Origin of the sequence: Halioxenophilus aromaticivorans (assembly GCF_042850945.1) — a bacterium.
Classification (GTDB): domain Bacteria; phylum Pseudomonadota; class Gammaproteobacteria; order Pseudomonadales; family Cellvibrionaceae; genus Halioxenophilus; species Halioxenophilus aromaticivorans.
Genome location: NZ_AP031496.1, coordinates 5,281,472 through 5,298,459, shown reverse-complemented (window position 1 = coordinate 5,298,459; position 16,988 = coordinate 5,281,472). Strand labels below are relative to the sequence as shown.

Annotated in this window: 15 protein-coding genes; 10 read left to right on the top strand and 5 right to left on the bottom strand. The window is 48.1% G+C overall.

Annotation, left to right across the window (positions count from 1 at the left end; translation table 11 throughout):
- Window positions 1-65 precede the first annotated feature (65 nt).
- The gene (gene udk / locus ACGHM3_RS22515; protein ID WP_345426355.1) at window positions 66-695 is read right to left on the bottom strand and encodes a uridine kinase; all 630 of its coding nucleotides are present in this window, start codon (window positions 693-695) and stop codon (window positions 66-68) included.
- Between the two features lie 199 nt (window positions 696-894).
- Here udk and ACGHM3_RS22510 point away from each other — a divergent pair, with 199 nt between their 5' ends.
- On the top strand, window positions 895-1,851 hold the full coding sequence (locus ACGHM3_RS22510; RefSeq protein WP_345426353.1) for a 2-oxoglutarate and iron-dependent oxygenase domain-containing protein: 957 nt from the start codon (window positions 895-897) through the stop codon (window positions 1,849-1,851).
- Window positions 1,852-1,904: 53 nt separating this feature from the next.
- On the opposite strand, the gene ACGHM3_RS22505 is transcribed toward ACGHM3_RS22510, so the two are convergent.
- Together ACGHM3_RS22505 and ACGHM3_RS22500 are read right to left on the bottom strand one after the other, a co-directional pair.
- Entirely contained in the window at window positions 1,905-2,963 is a 1,059-nt protein-coding gene (locus ACGHM3_RS22505) for a NupC/NupG family nucleoside CNT transporter (protein WP_390517691.1), read from the bottom strand.
- A gap of 51 nt (window positions 2,964-3,014) precedes the next feature.
- On the bottom strand, window positions 3,015-6,035 hold the full coding sequence (locus ACGHM3_RS22500; RefSeq protein WP_008250625.1) for a Tn3 family transposase: 3,021 nt from the start codon (window positions 6,033-6,035) through the stop codon (window positions 3,015-3,017).
- A gap of 150 nt (window positions 6,036-6,185) precedes the next feature.
- Here ACGHM3_RS22500 and ACGHM3_RS22495 point away from each other — a divergent pair, with 150 nt between their 5' ends.
- From ACGHM3_RS22495 to ACGHM3_RS22460, 8 genes are all read left to right on the top strand, one after another.
- Window positions 6,186-8,000: a cobaltochelatase CobT-related protein gene (locus ACGHM3_RS22495; protein ID WP_345423165.1), complete on the top strand. Its 1,815-nt coding sequence runs from the start codon at window positions 6,186-6,188 to the stop codon at window positions 7,998-8,000.
- Between the two features lie 69 nt (window positions 8,001-8,069).
- Window positions 8,070-8,456, top strand: coding sequence for a hypothetical protein (locus tag ACGHM3_RS22490; RefSeq protein WP_345423163.1), 387 nt, complete (start codon window positions 8,070-8,072; stop codon window positions 8,454-8,456).
- A 252-nt stretch (window positions 8,457-8,708) separates the two neighbouring features.
- Window positions 8,709-9,041 carry a hypothetical protein gene (locus tag ACGHM3_RS22485; RefSeq protein WP_345423161.1) on the top strand — a complete coding sequence of 111 codons (333 nt, stop codon included), beginning with the start codon at window positions 8,709-8,711 and terminating at the stop codon, window positions 9,039-9,041.
- Between the two features lie 107 nt (window positions 9,042-9,148).
- Window positions 9,149-9,325, top strand: coding sequence for a hypothetical protein (locus ACGHM3_RS22480; RefSeq protein WP_345423158.1), 177 nt, complete (start codon window positions 9,149-9,151; stop codon window positions 9,323-9,325).
- Between the two features lie 13 nt (window positions 9,326-9,338).
- Window positions 9,339-10,469, top strand: a complete 1,131-nt coding sequence (locus tag ACGHM3_RS22475) for a toprim domain-containing protein (protein WP_345423155.1) — start codon at window positions 9,339-9,341, stop codon at window positions 10,467-10,469.
- A gap of 682 nt (window positions 10,470-11,151) precedes the next feature.
- Window positions 11,152-12,147, top strand: coding sequence for a TAXI family TRAP transporter solute-binding subunit (locus ACGHM3_RS22470; RefSeq protein WP_345423152.1), 996 nt, complete (start codon window positions 11,152-11,154; stop codon window positions 12,145-12,147).
- A 36-nt stretch (window positions 12,148-12,183) separates the two neighbouring features.
- Window positions 12,184-14,091 (top strand): TRAP transporter fused permease subunit, encoded by a 1,908-nt coding sequence (locus ACGHM3_RS22465; RefSeq protein ID WP_345423149.1) that lies wholly within the window; start codon window positions 12,184-12,186, stop codon window positions 14,089-14,091.
- A 53-nt stretch (window positions 14,092-14,144) separates the two neighbouring features.
- Window positions 14,145-15,017, top strand: coding sequence for an EamA family transporter (locus ACGHM3_RS22460; RefSeq protein ID WP_345423146.1), 873 nt, complete (start codon window positions 14,145-14,147; stop codon window positions 15,015-15,017).
- A gap of 29 nt (window positions 15,018-15,046) precedes the next feature.
- Here the strand turns inward: ACGHM3_RS22460 and ACGHM3_RS22455 are convergent, their stop codons facing one another.
- Window positions 15,047-15,787, bottom strand: a complete 741-nt coding sequence (locus tag ACGHM3_RS22455; protein ID WP_345423143.1) for a class II aldolase/adducin family protein — start codon at window positions 15,785-15,787, stop codon at window positions 15,047-15,049.
- A 109-nt stretch (window positions 15,788-15,896) separates the two neighbouring features.
- On the opposite strand from ACGHM3_RS22455, the gene ACGHM3_RS22450 reads away from it, so the two are divergent.
- Complete coding sequence (locus ACGHM3_RS22450) at window positions 15,897-16,277, top strand: group II truncated hemoglobin (protein ID WP_345423140.1); 381 nt, start codon at window positions 15,897-15,899, stop codon at window positions 16,275-16,277.
- A gap of 116 nt (window positions 16,278-16,393) precedes the next feature.
- Here ACGHM3_RS22450 and ACGHM3_RS22445 read toward each other — a convergent pair whose 3' ends face one another.
- The gene (locus ACGHM3_RS22445) at window positions 16,394-16,978 is read right to left on the bottom strand and encodes a hypothetical protein (RefSeq protein WP_115469680.1); all 585 of its coding nucleotides are present in this window, start codon (window positions 16,976-16,978) and stop codon (window positions 16,394-16,396) included.
- Window positions 16,979-16,988: the final 10 nt, after the last annotated feature.

Sequence of the window (16,988 nt, the reverse complement as noted above, 5' to 3'; positions counted from 1 at the left end):
AAGGTGAGCTTTAAATCAAATCAGGCATACACAGCGCGTTATGGTTTATCTGTAGATCTTTGTCGTTAATTGCCCTGGCAAAACGTCAGTAGTCGCTCACACACAAGTTGGTCGACCTCTTGCTCACCATTATTGCGGTACACAATGTTGGCGTGCTGTTTGGAAGGCTCCACATACAAATTGTGTAGCGGGGCTACTTGTTTATCAAATTGTGTGGTCACTTCCTCGGGTTCGCGGCCTCGCTCTTGGCAATCGCGCAGTAGGCGGCGCTGCCGACGGATGTCTTGGTCGCATTCCACAAACACCGCTAAATCAAAACTGGCACGCAATACTTCGGCGTGCAAAATCAAAATGCCATCAACAATAATCACCGGCTTGGGTGCAATAAATTCCGTTTGGGGGAGGCGGCTGTGGGTGGTGAAGTCGTAGGTGGGCATGTCTATGCCACTACCGGATTTTAGTTGTGCTAAATGCTGGGCCAGCAATTCAAACTCAATGGCCGAGGGCTCGTCGTAATTGGAGATCTCGGCGCGGCCGTGGTAGTAGCTGTCTTGGTAAATTAGATTGCACTGTTTGGTGCCAAGGGTGTCGGCAAGGTGGCGGGCGAGGCTGGTTTTACCCGAGCAACTGCCACCGGCAATGGCGATAATTTTGGGTGACACTGGATTACTGCGATTATTGGGTGTGGGTGTCACGGTCGGGCTCTCGTAAAACAGGCAAATAAGATGGTGCGCGGTTTGGCAACATTGTGCGATGCCAGTTAATCGGTTAAGTTTAGTGCATTCTTCCGGCTAGGCATAGAGTGTAGGTGCGTCAGTTTGCTAACCTCTGTCGTAGTTCTCATATTGACCGGTTTGAATGCTGTTTCAGGAAACACTCAACAAGGAAAACACCATGGCCGAGGCCCAAACCGCCGCCAACTCAGTACCGCGTATTAGCCTGCAAGGTTTTGCCGGGGCATCGTCTAGCGATGCAAGCCGCCAAGCGTTTATCGACCAGCTGTGGCAGGCCTTGGCAGAGTTTGGTTTTGTGGTGATCAGCGACCACGGTATTTCTGCATCCACCTTTACCAAAGCCTATGCGTTGTCCCAGCAATTATTCGGCCTGCCGTTGGCGCAAAAGCAGGGTTTCGAGCAAGGCAACGGCCAGCGTGGCTATATTGCATTTGGCAAAGAAACCGCCAAGGGCAGTAACCACCCAGATTTAAAAGAATACTGGCACATTGGCCCCGAGCTTAATACCGCAGGAGCCGTCTATGTTGATTACCCGGCCAACGTGTGGCCCGATGCGCAAATGCCGGCGTTTAAACCGTTTTTTCTTGCCTTGCACCAACAGCTTACCGAAGTGGCGCTGACCTTGCTGGAAGCCTTGGCGTTGGCTATGGAGCTACCCAACGATTATTTTGCCAATATGATTCACCGTGGCAACTCAGTGCAGCGGTTGATTCACTACCCCCCTTTGGGCCAAACAGACCCGGGGGAGTCGGTGCGGGCGGCGGCCCACGCTGATATCAATTTGATGACACTACTGATTGGCGCCACGGATTCTGGGTTAGAGCTGTTGGATAAAAATGGCCGTTGGCTGGCGGTGGAAAACCAGGCCAATGACTTGGTAGTGGACACCGGCGATATGATGGCGCTGCTCACCAACAACGCATTGCCGGCCACCGTGCACCGCGTGGTTAATCCCACCAATACCACCGAGCCGCGCTATTCTATTCCGTTTTTTGTCCATCCTCGCAACGAGGTAGTGCTAAAGCCGCTAGCGCAATTTGCCTCCCAGGGCGAAGCCAGGCAACCTATTAGTGCTGGCGACTATTTGGCCCAGAGGTTACGAGAAAACGGCTTTTAATAGCCGTTTTTTTAGCAGCCTGATTTTAAAAGCCAGACTAAAAAAACCACTCTCTAAAAACCAGAACCCAGCGATAAAAAGAAGCCCGCAATGGCGGCGCTCATTAGGTTGGCTAAAAACGCTGCCATTACAGCGCGCAGGCCAAGCCTGGCGATATCGGTGCGGCGGTTGGGGGCCATGGTGCCCAGTCCACCCAGCAAAATGGCAATGGATGAGAAATTGGCAAAGCCGCACAGGGCAAAGGTCACCACCGCTTGGCTGTGTGCGCTAAGTTGGTTTTTAACGTCGGCGTAATCGACGAAGGCGATAAACTCATTAAACACCAATTTTTGGCCAATCAAACTGCCTGCGATGCTGGTCTCGCTCCAGGGTACACCCAAAATAAATGCGATGGGGCGAAAGCACTGGCCGATGATTTCTTGCAGAGTCATAGGGTTACCACCCAATAAACTGCTTAGCCAGCCAATTAATCCATTTAATAGCGCAATCAGAGAAATAAACGCCAACAGCATTGCGCCAATATTCACCGCCAAATTTAAACCGTTACTGGCACCACCGGCGGCAGCATCAAAAATATTGCAGTAGTGGTCTTTGTGGCTTTCAACAATACGCTTGCTCTCATCAATGCGCTCGGTTTCGGGTACCAGCAGTTTGGCCATTAAAAAGCCACCCGGCGCGGCCATAAAACTGGCGGCCAACAAGTACTTTAACTCTACGCCCAAGCCCACATAGCCCGCCAACACCGAGCCCGCCACGGTGGCCATGCCGCCCACCATCACCGCAAAAATCTCTGACTTAGACATAGACGCCAAGTAAGGGCGAATTACCACCGGCGCCTCGGTTTGGCTAACAAAAATATTGGCCGCTGCAGACATGGATTCGGCTCGGCTGGTGCTCAGCAGTCGCTGCATGCCGCCACCGATAATGCGGATCACCCAATCCATCACCTTCAAGTAGTAAAGCACAGAGATCAACGCCGAAAAGAAGATAATTACGGGTAGTACATTAACGGCAAACACAAACCCCACGGAGCCGCCGCTTAAATTACCGAACAAAAATTGAATGCCGGCGTCGGCGTAACCAATAAGGGGTCCTAGGGATTTTGCCTCCAAATACTGCAAAAGCCTCTGAAGCGCCCATGTTTACTGGCCTGTAGAGAGGCATCAACTTTCACCTTTCGGCCGATACCCCTCAATTGGCGCCATTAAATCATCCAGTTTCGGAAGTTCTCCCGTCGGCGCGAACGTATACGTACCCCGGAAGTTGATATTCTCCCACGCGACAGGTGATGCGCCCTTTACGGTTTCCATGTATTTTTCGCTGCCCTGCTCCTCGAAGCTGTCCAGCAGGTTGCTGAGTACTTTCGAGTTGAAGTAGATAATGGCATTTGCTACCAACCGGGCGCTTTCGTTCCAGATTTGTATCTCCTCGTCGCTATTTCCCCGGAACCGGTCGCTGTTCACGTTGCTGATTGCCCGGCGCAACTGGTGATAAGCTTCTCCCCGATTCAAGGCTCGTTGCACGTGGTTTCTAAGGCTGGCGTCATCGATGTAATCCAGCAGATATTGGGCCTTCAACAGTCGGTTATATTCAGTCAGCGCTTTCAGTAGAGGGTGGTTTTGCTTGTAGCCTGAGAGTTTCCGGACCAATGTGGCTTGGGTGGTTTTCCGGTGAGCCAGTGAGACGGCAATTCGCTGGATGGTGTCCCAGTACTCCATGATGATCTGTGTATTAATCGGTTTACGCAACGCGAGTTTCAAGCGCTGATTCTCGTCCTCGGAGATATTGAACATCTCATTGATGACCCTGCCTACCTGAGCATATCGGGGGGCGAACCGGTATCCAAACAGATCGAGCAAGGCAAAATTGACGTGGTTTACCCCGTGGGTATCCGTGGAGAGCGTATCTGGAATGATCTCAGTACTGTTATTCATCAGAAGATCAAAGATGTAATGGGATTCATGTTCGTTAGCGCCGATCACCCGGGCATTGATTGCCATATGATTGGCGTTCAGGCTGATAGCCGAGACCCCTTTGCTGGTGCCGAAGTATTTTGAGGAATACCGGGTACGGAATGTCTCGCGCTTAGCTTCGAACTTTTGGCCATCGGCGCTGGCATGCAGGTTGTCATCCTGGATATTGTAGTGATTAAAAATGCTCAGTCGCGTAGTGGCGTTGTTGATGCGGTCATTTGCGGCATTCAGTGTTTCCAGTCGAAGGTAGTTCGCCTGGATCGTACTCAGCTGATCGTAGGTGCGGTCGGAGATCTGGGCGATACCATAGATGCCCTGGTTTGTGGCATTAGCGATCAGGATCGCCAGCAAGTCCACTTCATACTGGCGGCTTTTGGAGGTCATGCCCAGCACGTGCTCAAAGTCGTCAATAAATCCGGTATCCTGATCCACCACGCGCAAGACATCGGCGACTCCGATTGCCCTCATTTGCTGGAAGAACGGGTTGTTCACCAGATGTTTTTTGCCGGCAGTCGGTAAGCGCCAAAGGTGTTTACCCCCCTTCGGGCGCAGAATGATATCCCTGTTGTCCAGGCGTTCCAGGTAGTCACTGACCTCGTGTAGCCGAGTGGCCAACTGATCCGTCATGCGCGGGATCAGTTGCTTTGGATCCTCAGTAATTTTGGGCTGCTTCGTACCCTCGACCAAGGCCTGCTTCTGATTTTTCCAAGTCTGTGGTTTTACCAGATCGTCGTCCAGTGCACGATACCGTATGACTTCTGGCAGCACTAACTGGCCGTTTAGGCGGCTGGGAATCTGCAAATACAAGAACCATTCATATCTAGCCTTGTCTATGCCGCCGTCAGATTTCAACAAGAGTGGTCGCGTGGCTTTGGGTGGAAGACGCCTGTCAATACTGACATCCCCGAGCATATTGCCGGCTGCCAGCTCCTGTCGAGCTTGACTCAAGACCGCTGCCAACCGTTGTGTTTTATCGGTGCCATCAATGCGAAGACAACAAAAGAGTGATCGTAACAGGCCGGTTCTCAACGTAGATTCTGTATCCAGGTGTTGCCAGAACGCCTCATCCGCCGACTGCTTCTGATTGCCGAGATACCGGCAGACGGAGCTCAGCTCACTAGCATTGAGAACCTGGAATGCTTGTTTCTGTACAGAGTGGAATGACGTATTGGGATCGATACGATCATCAACGAACAGACGCAAGATTTCCGCAGCTTTACTCACATTGGTAGCCGCCTTTTGCCAATCCCGATAAACTCGGTCCTGCGCCAGCTGATGCGCTCGTTGCTTGACCTGTCGAACGTGATGAATGAACCCTTCGGCCATCCGTTCCAGCCCCTCTTGGTATCGAAACTGTAGGTAGCAAAGCAGATATAGGCACTGATTCTCAGGCGACTGACGTTTTATTTTGGCGCCGTAATAGTGAATCCGTTCGGCATAGTGCTGCTGATTTTTTTGAGACAGAGAAAGCGAGTCGAGGACAGCGGTCACCTCTGCCATCAGCGGTTGAATGTGGTGATACACTGCAAGTTCTTTCTGCAACTCGGTACCGGTGAAATTGCGCGCGCTGCCGCGCAATTGTGTTAACGTAAGCTGGTCATTACCGGATACCAGTGTATTTAGTATAGCCGTCAATTTTGGGCTACACGCGGCACCGATCTTCTCATGCAGTCGCTGCTGATGCTGGTTAACCACCTGGCTGACGATCTTCTGCAGGGTGCTATAGGCAGGAATGGCGATTTTCTGGTGAGCCAGGAACTCAATGGCAGCATCAAAGAGAGCACGCGCCGCGACCCAGCTTTCAGCGCAGACCAGTAAGTGTTCAACAAGCCGGGGTTGATGCTCAGGATCTTTCCAATTTTCATAATCGATCATGGAAAAAATCCGCTCATAAATGCGGGACTTTTGATCAGATTTCAGACTGAAGCGCCGAAATTTCAGGCCATCGAAGTGATTTTGCGCAATAAATTCCAGGTCATCCCGCATGGATTTAAATGTCGGATTGAGCAAGATGGGCTTGCATTTGAAGTAGCCCAACAATGCGATGGCGATACAGCGATACTTGCGTTGCCTTATTCTGGCCAGCTCAGCACGCTCTTTATCATTCAATGTGAAGTAAAACCGCTGATACGATTCGTTGAAGGACGGGACGCCGTATAAATCCTCGATTTCAGCGGCAGTGAGAATCGATAGTCGCTTGTTTCTGCTCATTCTTTGACCCAAAGGCCGAAGAAGATACTGAAACTTGAGCTAAATTAAAATTAATAGTGGCTTGGAGGCCAGTAAATACGGGGACTTCAGCGGTTTTTGCAGTATTTGGGGGCAAAATCCCTAGGACCCCTAAAAGGAGCGCTGCCAATCTTGGCCAGCGCATTTGGGCAGCAGTTTGGAGTTCGGGTTCGCATCGGTGGAGACACTGCGTGGACTAACGGGGATACGATTCAAATCCCTGTGATCGATGATCCAAGTCTGCGTGATGTGGTGTTAGGTTATCTAGCCCACGAAGCCGCCCATGTGCGTCTAACGAATTTCCGTGCATTCGGAGAAACGGAAGGCGTTTTGCGGCATCTGGTGAACATACTGGAAGATGTGAGAATCGAACGTGGCCTCTATGACCATGATTATCCCGGCACTAAACGCACCCTTGGTGCGGTCTGGGATTACTCAAGCTCAAAGGGCACGCCTGAAGATAGAGTCGTGGAGGGTAACCTTGCGGCGCTGTTTTGTAACTACATGCTCTCGCGTGTACGTCAGGCGCAGTTTAATTCGCCCATTGCTCAGCCAGCACTTGATCTGTTGCAAGCTGCAGTGGAGAAGGAGTTGCCTGCCGGATTCTTCGTTCGTTTGGACGTGTTATTCGACAAGCACTTTGATTCGATGAGCAGCACTCGAGATGCGGTGGTCTTTGCGAAAGCACTGATTGAAGCACTCAAGCAAGCAGAGGAAGAGCAACGGCAGGCTAACCAGAAAGAAGAGTCGCAAGCGGATTCTGACGCACAGCAAGACGGTCAAGATTCATCCTCGGATGGGTCGCAATCGTCAGACGGTGCAGACGATCAGCAAAGCGGTGATTCCGAAGGGCAGTCAGGGCAATCCGGTGAGTCCGATGACGCTGAGCAAGATCAATCAGGCGATTCAGGATCCAATAGGGATTCCAATGGCTCTGAGAGTGACAGCTCAGAAGAATCTGGCGAGCAGGATGGCTCAGGGCAATCCAGTGGTGACACGCAACAACCATCAGATGATTCATCTGAGCGCAATGGCGACGGTGCAGGTGATGGCTTTAAGTCAGTCGTTGAGCAGATCTTGTCTGAGACAGATTTGCCCGAGGATATGATGGCGAGCATTGCCAAGGACCTGAGCAGTCAGGCTGAACAGGAATCACAGGAGACGGGTAGCAATAAGCGCTATGTCGATCTGAATTCTCAAGTAGGACGTGAGATCACAACCGAGTCACATCGGTGCGACCTGGGCGAAGAATCTCTTCGCGACGGTGTACTGAACAGCGCTAAGTTGCGGTCTCAAATAGTTGGCTTGCTTCAAGCTCAATCGCGTGCTCGTCACTCTCATCGAGAGTACGGGTCACGGTTTGATTCGAAGCGCATTGCGAGAGCGATGACGGGTGAACGTCGGATATGGAAGCATAAGGAGCAAAAATCCATGGTGGATACGTCAGTGCATGTCTTACTGGATACCAGTGGCAGCATGGGCGAAGACCAGGTGATTGCAAATTCTGCGACCGTATCGTTGGCGTTAGCGATCAGTGCGATACCTAAAGCAGACGTAGCGGTATCGATCTTTCCGGGCGTAACGGCAGGGGTCAGTCCTCTGATTAAACGTAAAGCTCCGGTGAGGCCGAATCTGGCACGTTTTGCGGTGAGTTCGGGCGGTGGCACACCCATGGCGGATGCAATGTTCTACGCAGCGCGTGAGCTGGCAAACGTATCGAAACGAAACAGAAAGGTCTTGATCGTCATCACTGACGGCGCACCTAACTGCGGAGCTTCGGTTGAATACGTGAACCAGTTAATCGCGTCTGAAGTGGATGTGTATGCGATCGGGATTAATTCCGACGCGGTTCGTCATTACTTTGAGAATAGCCAAGTGATTTCCAATGTAGGCCAGCTTCAGGCTGCCTTGTTTGGACTCGCCAAGCAGTTCTTGAACGTCGCTTAAATCCTTAACCCAGTCGAGGGGATGACCTTATCCCCTCGGGGATAGGTGCGTCCTTTCGAGGAGGCATTTATGGAATCTCAGATTGATATGTTTGGTCGTCTACTCGATGACCTTGTAAATGATGGTCCGTTAGCTAAACAGCTAGAGGAAAATGATTTTCAGTTCTCAGAAGCGCGACGCAGTTTTGCCAAGCGTGAAAAGATGCCGGAGATCACCGAAGCGGATTACTTGCGAATCGCGGATGGCTTGCTTGAGTCAACCATCCAAGAGGCGTTTGGGCTCAGTCGTGGCGGGAAACCCTACGAGGAAAGCCGTCTCGCATTCGAGTGGTTGTTGTATGACAACCCCTTTGATAACGACTATCCGTTCTCTTATCGAAACTGTTGTAAAGCAGCGGGTGTGGATCCAGATGAGTTGCGCGAGCAGCTGACGATGCTGAAGCAACGCTTTACCTAACCTCAAATGTGGAGTCCTTCGGGGCTCCAACATTTCCTCAACAACTTGTGAAAGGTCGAGCGACCGATCAATCCCTGTGTGCAGCGTGCTGTGTAGAGGGATTGAAGGATTCTTTGTGTTGTTTCGTTTTGAAACACGCATTGAGTGCTCGGACCAAGGACTGAAACTGAGCAACCCTGCGGGGTCTATGTCCAACAAGAAAGAAAACATGAGAAATCCTTCTCAACCTTAAACCAAAATGGAGAAAGTCTGATGACTCATCGCCTAAAGATTGTACTCGCAGCTACGGCTGTCCTGTTTGTTAGTTTTGCGCTTCGCATGGAGCTTCTGTCGGTGCTGTCCTTTGTCGTGATTTATTTCGCGATGGGATCAACACCAGAAGAAGAGGAAGCGGAGAAACGCGCAAATCGAGCTGCAGACATCGCTCACAAGCATGCGGAAACGTATCAAGTTGAGTTAGCCAAAGCGTTAGCGCGCAAAGAAGCTGAACTGATGGGCTTACGTCCAGAAGATGAGCATCTTAGGTACGCTAAGCCACAGTACAAAAACACGAAGCCTGCTTCAAATGATCGCAGTATCCACTAAGGATCTGTAACACCGCGCCTCTGGCGCATTTAACCACCCCGCGGGGCAACGATATTGCCTCTCGGGGTATGTCGTTGTCCTGCGTTTACCTTTAGAGGAAAACCACGATGACTACATACACTCACAACGCTCATGGGACTGAAGTTCGCATAGAAGATCGCATTGTCGGCGACCGCATTATCCAGCATCGGATGCAGCGGTACGGTGATCGATGGGTAGCTTACTGGCGCTCTTCACGCCCCATACATTCCCAAGTGAGGGAAGCAATCGCAGCCCGTAACTAAGGAGGAATTTCTAATGGGGTACAAGCGTAATTCGTCGCTTTTAAAAGAGCGAATGAGAGGAAAGTGGCTCGCAGCGTTTAGTGCGCTTGCCGGTCAGCAACTCGCGCCTGCCATGAGCAAATTAGGCGAAAACGTGACCTGTCCTATCGACGGCGACATTGAGGGGTTTCGACTCTTTAAAGATGCTAACGAAACGGGCGGGGGTGTTAAGCAGAATCGGCTATCAGATGGTGTGTACCCCGATGGGATCACGTTACTGATGGAGGTTCTGGGCAGACCTTTTACCGAGGTGTTTGACAATTTGGTAGATTGGCTTGATGGACCTGGCAAACGTTCGGATAACGCATTGTATGACGCGGATATTCGTTCGATGCCTGCAACAGAGCGCCGTCAAACCAAAAAGACTGTCGATAACGAATCGGATATGAGGGAATGGCTGAACAATCTCTGGAGGCATTCTGTGCGTTTGGATGATTCGAAGGCTGTTGTTGCTCGCACGTATTTGGAAGGGCGTCACATCGTAGATGCGGCACTTAGTTCCAAAGACCTGCGCTTTAATCCGGCACTGACCTTTAAGGATTCTGATGGCAATTTTGTCGGCAAGTATCCGGGTCTCATGGCTTTAGTACGTGACAACGACGGTGTACCTGTTGCACTTCACCGAACCTTCTTAACGAAGACCGGTGATAAATTGCGATTGGATGACCATACGCCTGCACGTAAACAAACGCCTGCTGTTAGTAATAGCAAAGGGCGTGTTGTGTGTCTTGCACCACCGGTAAATGGAGTTTTGGGCCTTGCAGAAGGCATTGAAACATCATTATCCGTGATGCAAGCGACTAAAGTGCCTGTTTGGAGCTGCTTATCGGCTGCGATGATGTCTCAGTTTGTGCCGCCTAATGGTGTTCACACGTTGATGATATTCGTTGATGTCGATCGAAATGGTGCTGGACAGAAAGCCGCAACCGGCTTAGCTGAAAAGCTCGCTTCCAGAGGTATCCGAGTGATTCCGATGGTGCCATTGCTCAAGCGCGATGTGTCTCAGAAAAGCATTGATTGGGCTGACCAACTCGATGCCGATCTGCAGCACGGAACGCATGGAATGGCCGTTGTGACTACTGCGTTTAACAACGCAATTATATAAACCTTTGGCAGCCCTCTTATTGAGGGGGGTGCCAACCACTAGCCACCGATGAATGAGTACTTTCCCGCAACACCGGTCATTCAATGCCATCCATGCTGGGAGTCTGCTCTCGATCCAGAGCGGTCTTTGCATGCGAAGGGTCTAAAGAACAACCGCACAATCGTAAAATGCCGGAGAGATCCGGAATCATTACTACGTCGCCCGCAATTAATTACTAATATACCGGCGCAGATCGAGCTTTTAATAAAACCTATTCTACTCTTCTGATTTCATGTCGAAACTTTCCATGGGGAGGCTCGGTGTGCATGACTCTCTAACGTATTTATAGATGGAATCAAGCCCTCTGCGAGGGATTGAATACTGAGACTAATCAACACAAATAATTCGATAGCGAATTATTTGTGTTGACCTAAATCAAATTTATATCTACCATTATCAAAATTAGCCATCTAACTTTAAGGTGGTAGCGTCTGACAGCATAGGTGCGTCCGCTAGGCGATTAGTCTGTAAGCGCATCACATATGAACTAGAGATTGTGCGTAATGCATAGATAATAACGGGAGGTCTAGAGGAAGGGAGATATATTTATTGGCTGTCGTGTAATCCGGCAGCTGAAGACAATACACATAATGCTTTACATAGTTGGTTGACTACCAAGTTCAAAAATAAGAGGAATTTAACTATGTTATCAAGTTTGAAAAAGTGTCTTGCAGTTTCGTTAACGACAGCTGCATTGCTTCAAATGCCAACCGCACAGGCTGAGTCATATGAGATGACTGTTGCAGGTGCGTCTCCGGGAGGGCTGTGGAGCTTGTTAGGCGCTGGTTTAGATTCAAGCGTCAGAGCAGCATACCCTGATTCAAAAATCACCTATCAAACCTCTGGTGGTGGTATCGCCAACATTGGTCAACTAGACCGAAATCAAGCAGATCTGGCCATTGTTCACGATGCAGAATTGCTACTGGCCAAAAAAGGGGAATCACCATTTCGCGAACCGATAGATTCCATTCGCGTTCTTTCCTATTTGTACACTTGGGCTCCGATGCAGGCGCTTGTACGTAACAGCTTTGCAGAAGAGTATGGTATTCATACCCTTGAAGATATCGCTAAAGTTAAACCACCCATCACAATTGCTATCAACAAGCGCGGTAACATCGCATCAAATGTAGCCGTTGAAATGCTGAATGCTATCGGTGTTACTGAAAAAGATATCGAAAGCTGGGGCGGTAAAGTTATCTATGCTGCTTCAGGTGAACAGGTGTCTTTGATTACGGATCGCCGAGCAGATCTGATGATCAACTCGCTCTTCGTACGCCACAGTTCTATTCAACAGGCAGCTAACAGTGTCGAATTAACCCTGCTAAGCATGGATCCTGCAACCGTTGAAGCTGTGAACAAGGTAAGTGGAACGATTCCTTTTGTTATTCCTGAAGGGACCTATGAATGGTCACCAGGAAAGGTCGACACCCCGTCCTTGGGTGCAACCCTCGCTGTAAGAGCTGATATGGATGATCAGAAAGCTTACAACCTAACAAAGGCCATCTTTGAAAATTACCAGCAAATCGCTGGCGTACATCCAGCCATGAAAGCGTTAACTCCTGAGGTTATGGCCTCTGTCACTGTGGTTCCATACCACCCAGGTGCGTTGAAGTATCTGGAAGAAGCAGGCTTACGTTAAGCTAATAAAGCTATAAAAGTTATAAGAGCTAGTTAAATGTCGAATATACTTTCATCAATGTTAGAGACCGGTACTAAACGTCAGTTGAGTCCCGGGCTTGCCCGAATACTCCAATCAATCGCAGCAATAATAGCGTTAGGAGTGATCTACACAACTACTATCGTCTACGTCGATCTCTTTGCGATGACGATCGTATTTTTGTCATCAATGCTAGCTCTTCTGTTCTTGTTATACACACCTGGACCCTGGGGGCGTACTAACGCCCCTGGAATAGCCGATTGGTTACTTTCACTGACAAGCGTTGCGGCCGGTGTTTACTTTCTAGTAGAAAGTTCTCGAATCGTAGAACGGATTACGTTGTTATTTCCTCTGGAAATGCCCGACCTTATTGCGGGCTCGGCACTATTTTTCCTGACAATTGAAGCCACGCGAAGAACAGTCGGATTTGGCCTAACCAGCGTAGTAACGATTTTTGTACTCTACAATCTCTTTGGGCATGGTTTGCCCGCGGGACTTGGTTTCCGTGAAGTAGGGTATAACCACTTTCTTGATATCATGATGTTTACCAGTGATGGATTGTTTGGCGTACCACTCCGTGTAGCTGCAACTTATGCGTTTCTTTTTGTACTCTTTGGGACTTTCTTATCCCGAGCTGGTGGTGCAGATTTCTTCTTTGATCTTGCATCGGCTGTGGCGGGAAGGCGGGTTGGCGGTCCAGCAAAAATCGCTGTTATCTCTTCAGGTCTGTATGGAACGATGTCTGGCAGTCCTACATCTGATGTTGTAACTACCGGATCGATTACGATTCCGATGATGCAACGTTTGGGTTACGGAAAATCGTTGTCTGGAAGTGTTGAGGTTGCAGCATCGACAGGCGGTAGTTTGTTACCCCCTGTTATGGGGTCAGCAGCCTTCATTATGGCTGAATATACGGGTATCGAGTACCGGGATATTGCTATCGCAGGTATTGTTCCAGCGCTTCTGTACTACGTGTGCGTTTATACACAGATTCATTTGCGATCTGAAAAAATGGGCCTTAAAGGTCTAGAGGAAAACGAAGTTTCAACGGTAAAAGTAGCAATGTCGAACGGAGGATTGTTCATTATTCCTCTACTGGTTCTTTCAGTAGCTCTTGTTATGGGATATTCGCCAACTTATGTTGCAGCATTTGCCTCTTTAAGTGTCATTGCAGTTGCAGCGATAAAGCCCTCGACTCGTATGGGACTAAAATCCATTTGGGAAGCGCTCGGTGAAACGACCCTTAGAATGGTTTCTGTAACAGCTGCTTGTGCTGCTGCCGGTCTCGTAATCGGTGGTATATCAATGACAGGACTCGGTGGTAAATTTGCTGACCTAGTGTTCATGCTTGCGGGTAACAGTAGTATCTTGGTTCTGATCATTTCAGCAATTTTGGCAATCATTCTAGGTATGGGTATGCCAACACCGTCGGCATTTATACTCGCGGCAGTATTGGTAGGGCCGACCTTAAGCTCGCTTGATTTCTCTGCGATGCAGTCGAACATGTTCATCCTTTACTTCGCGGTGCTTTCCGCTATGACCCCGCCGGTGGCTGTAGCTGCATTTGCTGCTTCGGCGATAGCGGATGCAAAACCTCTTGGTATATCGGTTGGAGCGGTAAAGCTTGCGATTACAGCGTTCGTGGTTCCATTCGCCTTTATGTATGGAGAAGGGTTACTGCTTGAAGGGCCGATTACGGGGATAGTTTTGAACTGTCTGACTGCTACCCTAGGCGTTATCGTGCTAAGTGCAGGTATAGAAGGATACTGGAAAGCACCACTATCAGGCATAGCGCAGGCTATGTTGTTGGTGGCTGGCTTAATGTTCTTGGCACCGAGTATCATCGCATTGGGCATAGCTGTCGCTTTGGTGGTGGCCGCTGTCATATCAACACCTCATCTGAGGTCTCGAGCCAAAATAGCTTAATCATTCAGAATGATTGATTTCTAACCGGACATTCTTTAAAGCGAGGCAACATAGTGGAAGTGATTTATGCATTATTGTCTTCCATTATGTTTGCGGCTACATTTTTACTTGTGAAAATAGGTCGTGAAAGTGCCTCGCACCTTTCTGTTTTATGGATCACGCTTACCATCAATGTCGTTGTGCTGGGTTTATCTACCTTATTTATAGATATTCCTAAATCTCTAACGCTGGTTGATCTTAAGTTTTTTATTGTTTCGGGTATATTTGCGCCATTACTTGGCCGGCTATTCCAGTTCGTTGGTATGTCTAGATTAGGGGCAAATACAACGACAGCATTAACTTTGACTCATCCTTTGGTAACAGTATTAATAGGATTAGTATTTCTCGGCGAGTCCGGAAGTGTTGTTCAAATGCTTGGTGCATTTTTGATAATCACAGGGTCGTTGTTAATTGCTATATTTTCTGGATCAAATGGAAATCTAAGAATTTCGAGTGGTTATCAGATATATCTTATATATCCTCTGCTGGCATCATTGACCTATGGGATATCTATTGCGCTAAGGAAAGTGGGCATCGACCAACTTAATTCACCTGTACTCGCTAGTGCGGTGACGGTTTCTGCCTCGTGGATTATACTGAGCCTATATATTTTGGTTGCTAGATGTAAAATTTCATGTAGTAGTCGAGAGTTTACTTATTTTGTTTACGCAGGAATACTTTCAAGTATAGGGCCGATTTTTCTTTATCTATCGTTGGCAGTTGGAAACCTGCTTCTGATTGCTCCCTTAGCGGCTACCACTCCGTTGTTTGTACTGGTGGGGACTTGGCTTTATTCAAAGAATAATGAAAAATTTGGATATCAGATAATCGTTGGAACAGTCGGTATATTTATTGGAGTGACACTGCTAACGCTATTTAAAAATTAGCAGTGTGCTTGGTTTGAAGTTGATAACTCTCAAACTTCTGGTAGCCAAGACTTCTGAGCCTTAATCGCTCTTGTTTTCCATAGATTCCATGGGCGGTCTACTTGCCCTTCGTTGGTTACTTGAGTAGCTTGAGCCTCTCCTTCAGATAAGAATTCAATTGGTCCGAGTCTGGACGCTTCGATCTGTAATTGTGCGTTAACTTCTACATAGACCGCTCTATAAACCGCTTGTTTGAGGCTAGGTGCAACGACTGTAGAGCCATGGCCTCTCATCAGTACTAACGTATTTTCTCCAAGAGACTGGGTTAGCGAAGAACCAAGTTTCCGGTTGGTAATCAACATATTGGTTTTATCACCCGCTACATCGCGTATTTCAAATATAGGCACATGTGTACCCATGAAACCACTCATGTGGCACATAGGTTTTAAGGGGGCAGATTTTACAACACTAAAAGGTACCACAGAGTGAGAGTGGCTATGTACGATCGCCTCGACATCATCTCGCTCTCTGTAGATTTCGCTGTGAATATAACGTTCTAGATAGACCTTTCTGGGATCGTTGTTTACAACTTCACCATCAAGGTTAAACTCGAGTATATCTTCCTTGGTAACAAGCCCTGGGGCCATATTTCGAGCTAAGAAAAAATGATCTCTGTTATGAGGATTTCTTACGCTTACGTGGCCGAAAGCATCCAGTACACCTTCATTGAATAGAATTAAATTTGCAGTTACTAAATCGTCTATTAGGCTTTCTAATATTGTATTATTCATGGATATTCCTTTTCATTTTGTTATTTGTTTCAGGGTTGAAAGTAATAATTTATTATATATAATTAGCAATCTAAGAATTTGATTCTACACCTCATTAAAAGGAAAATAAATGATGAGTTATGAGTCTCCTTATCAGGCTCTGAAAGAATCAGGGATTCGAGATTTGGTTAATGAGTTTTACAGAATCATGGATGCCTCGCCAAACTATTCAGAGCTGAGAGCTATGCATTCAGCTGATCTGAGTGGTATTTCTGAAAAGTTAGGTGACTATTTAGTTGGTTGGATGGGCGGTCCACAAATTTATTTAGAAAAATATGGGTCGGTATGCATGACAGGGCCGCATAAAGCTTTTTCTATTGGTCCTAAAGAAAGGGACGCTTGGGTCTCGTGCATGTATGAAGCTATGGATTCGTTAGCACTTAGTGACGATGTAAAAGAGATGCTAAAGAATCCGATATACCGCCTCGCTAATGCTGTGAAGAACAGGTAATATCATTTCTAAATATGGCTTGTTTTAACTACTAGGTTCCTCGAGGAGCTGCTTTGTTGCAGCTTTTCTTTCGCAGATATTCTATATCTGCTTTTTTTTGAACGAGAAAATTTTATCTATCTAGAGACTAGCCATTTTTGTAATTTCTTGGTGAGCCAGGGCGCGATTAGAGCCGTTGTTATCCCAGTAAGAATTGTGGCGACTAACAACAGACCGATAGGTTCGGGTACTTTCGACGTAATCGGCTTTAGTAGATAGATTAATACGATAAGGGCCGGGTAAACAGCGACTAAGCTAACAATCCATCGTTTCCAAAGGCGTGGAGGCTTTGGGGGGATTGGTAGGTTAACAACAGGCTCAAACCAAATATTTGAGCCATAGGCTTGTTGTCTGTCTACGTCGAGTACGGATAGTGTTTCAATAGGGTCAAGTACGGTCTTCCTGTCCGGAGAAAGCTTCCAGGCTTCTAAATCATCTTTACTTCTAAACCTCGCGATACAAAATATATCGATGCCTTGCCCATCATCTCGACGAACTATGTCGATAGACTCAAATCCGTCATGATCTTCTAATAGAAGATTCAATTTAGCAAGATGCGATGCAAACCTATCAACGTCTGAATAATTGATACGCAGAGAAACTAAATAGGATGCTGAATGGACGGTATTGTGCCCTGCATCGAGTAAGTTATCATCGTTCATGTGTTGAATG

Excerpts from the sequence above, each read along its gene's own strand:
- ACGHM3_RS22480 (WP_345423158.1), top strand. The coding sequence starts at position 9,149 with ATGACTACATACACTCACAACGCTCATGGGACTGAAGTTCGCATAGAA.
- ACGHM3_RS22510 (WP_345426353.1), top strand. The coding sequence starts at position 895 with ATGGCCGAGGCCCAAACCGCCGCCAACTCAGTACCGCGTATTAGCCTG.
- ACGHM3_RS22450 (WP_345423140.1), top strand. The coding sequence starts at position 15,897 with ATGATGAGTTATGAGTCTCCTTATCAGGCTCTGAAAGAATCAGGGATT.
- ACGHM3_RS22475 (WP_345423155.1), top strand. The coding sequence starts at position 9,339 with ATGGGGTACAAGCGTAATTCGTCGCTTTTAAAAGAGCGAATGAGAGGA.
- ACGHM3_RS22500 (WP_008250625.1), bottom strand. The coding sequence starts at position 6,035 with ATGAGCAGAAACAAGCGACTATCGATTCTCACTGCCGCTGAAATCGAG.
- ACGHM3_RS22465 (WP_345423149.1), top strand. The coding sequence starts at position 12,184 with ATGTCGAATATACTTTCATCAATGTTAGAGACCGGTACTAAACGTCAG.
- ACGHM3_RS22445 (WP_115469680.1), bottom strand. The coding sequence starts at position 16,978 with ATGAACGATGATAACTTACTCGATGCAGGGCACAATACCGTCCATTCA.
- ACGHM3_RS22490 (WP_345423163.1), top strand. The coding sequence starts at position 8,070 with ATGGAATCTCAGATTGATATGTTTGGTCGTCTACTCGATGACCTTGTA.
- ACGHM3_RS22485 (WP_345423161.1), top strand. The coding sequence starts at position 8,709 with ATGACTCATCGCCTAAAGATTGTACTCGCAGCTACGGCTGTCCTGTTT.
- ACGHM3_RS22470 (WP_345423152.1), top strand. The coding sequence starts at position 11,152 with ATGTTATCAAGTTTGAAAAAGTGTCTTGCAGTTTCGTTAACGACAGCT.
- ACGHM3_RS22455 (WP_345423143.1), bottom strand. The coding sequence starts at position 15,787 with ATGAATAATACAATATTAGAAAGCCTAATAGACGATTTAGTAACTGCA.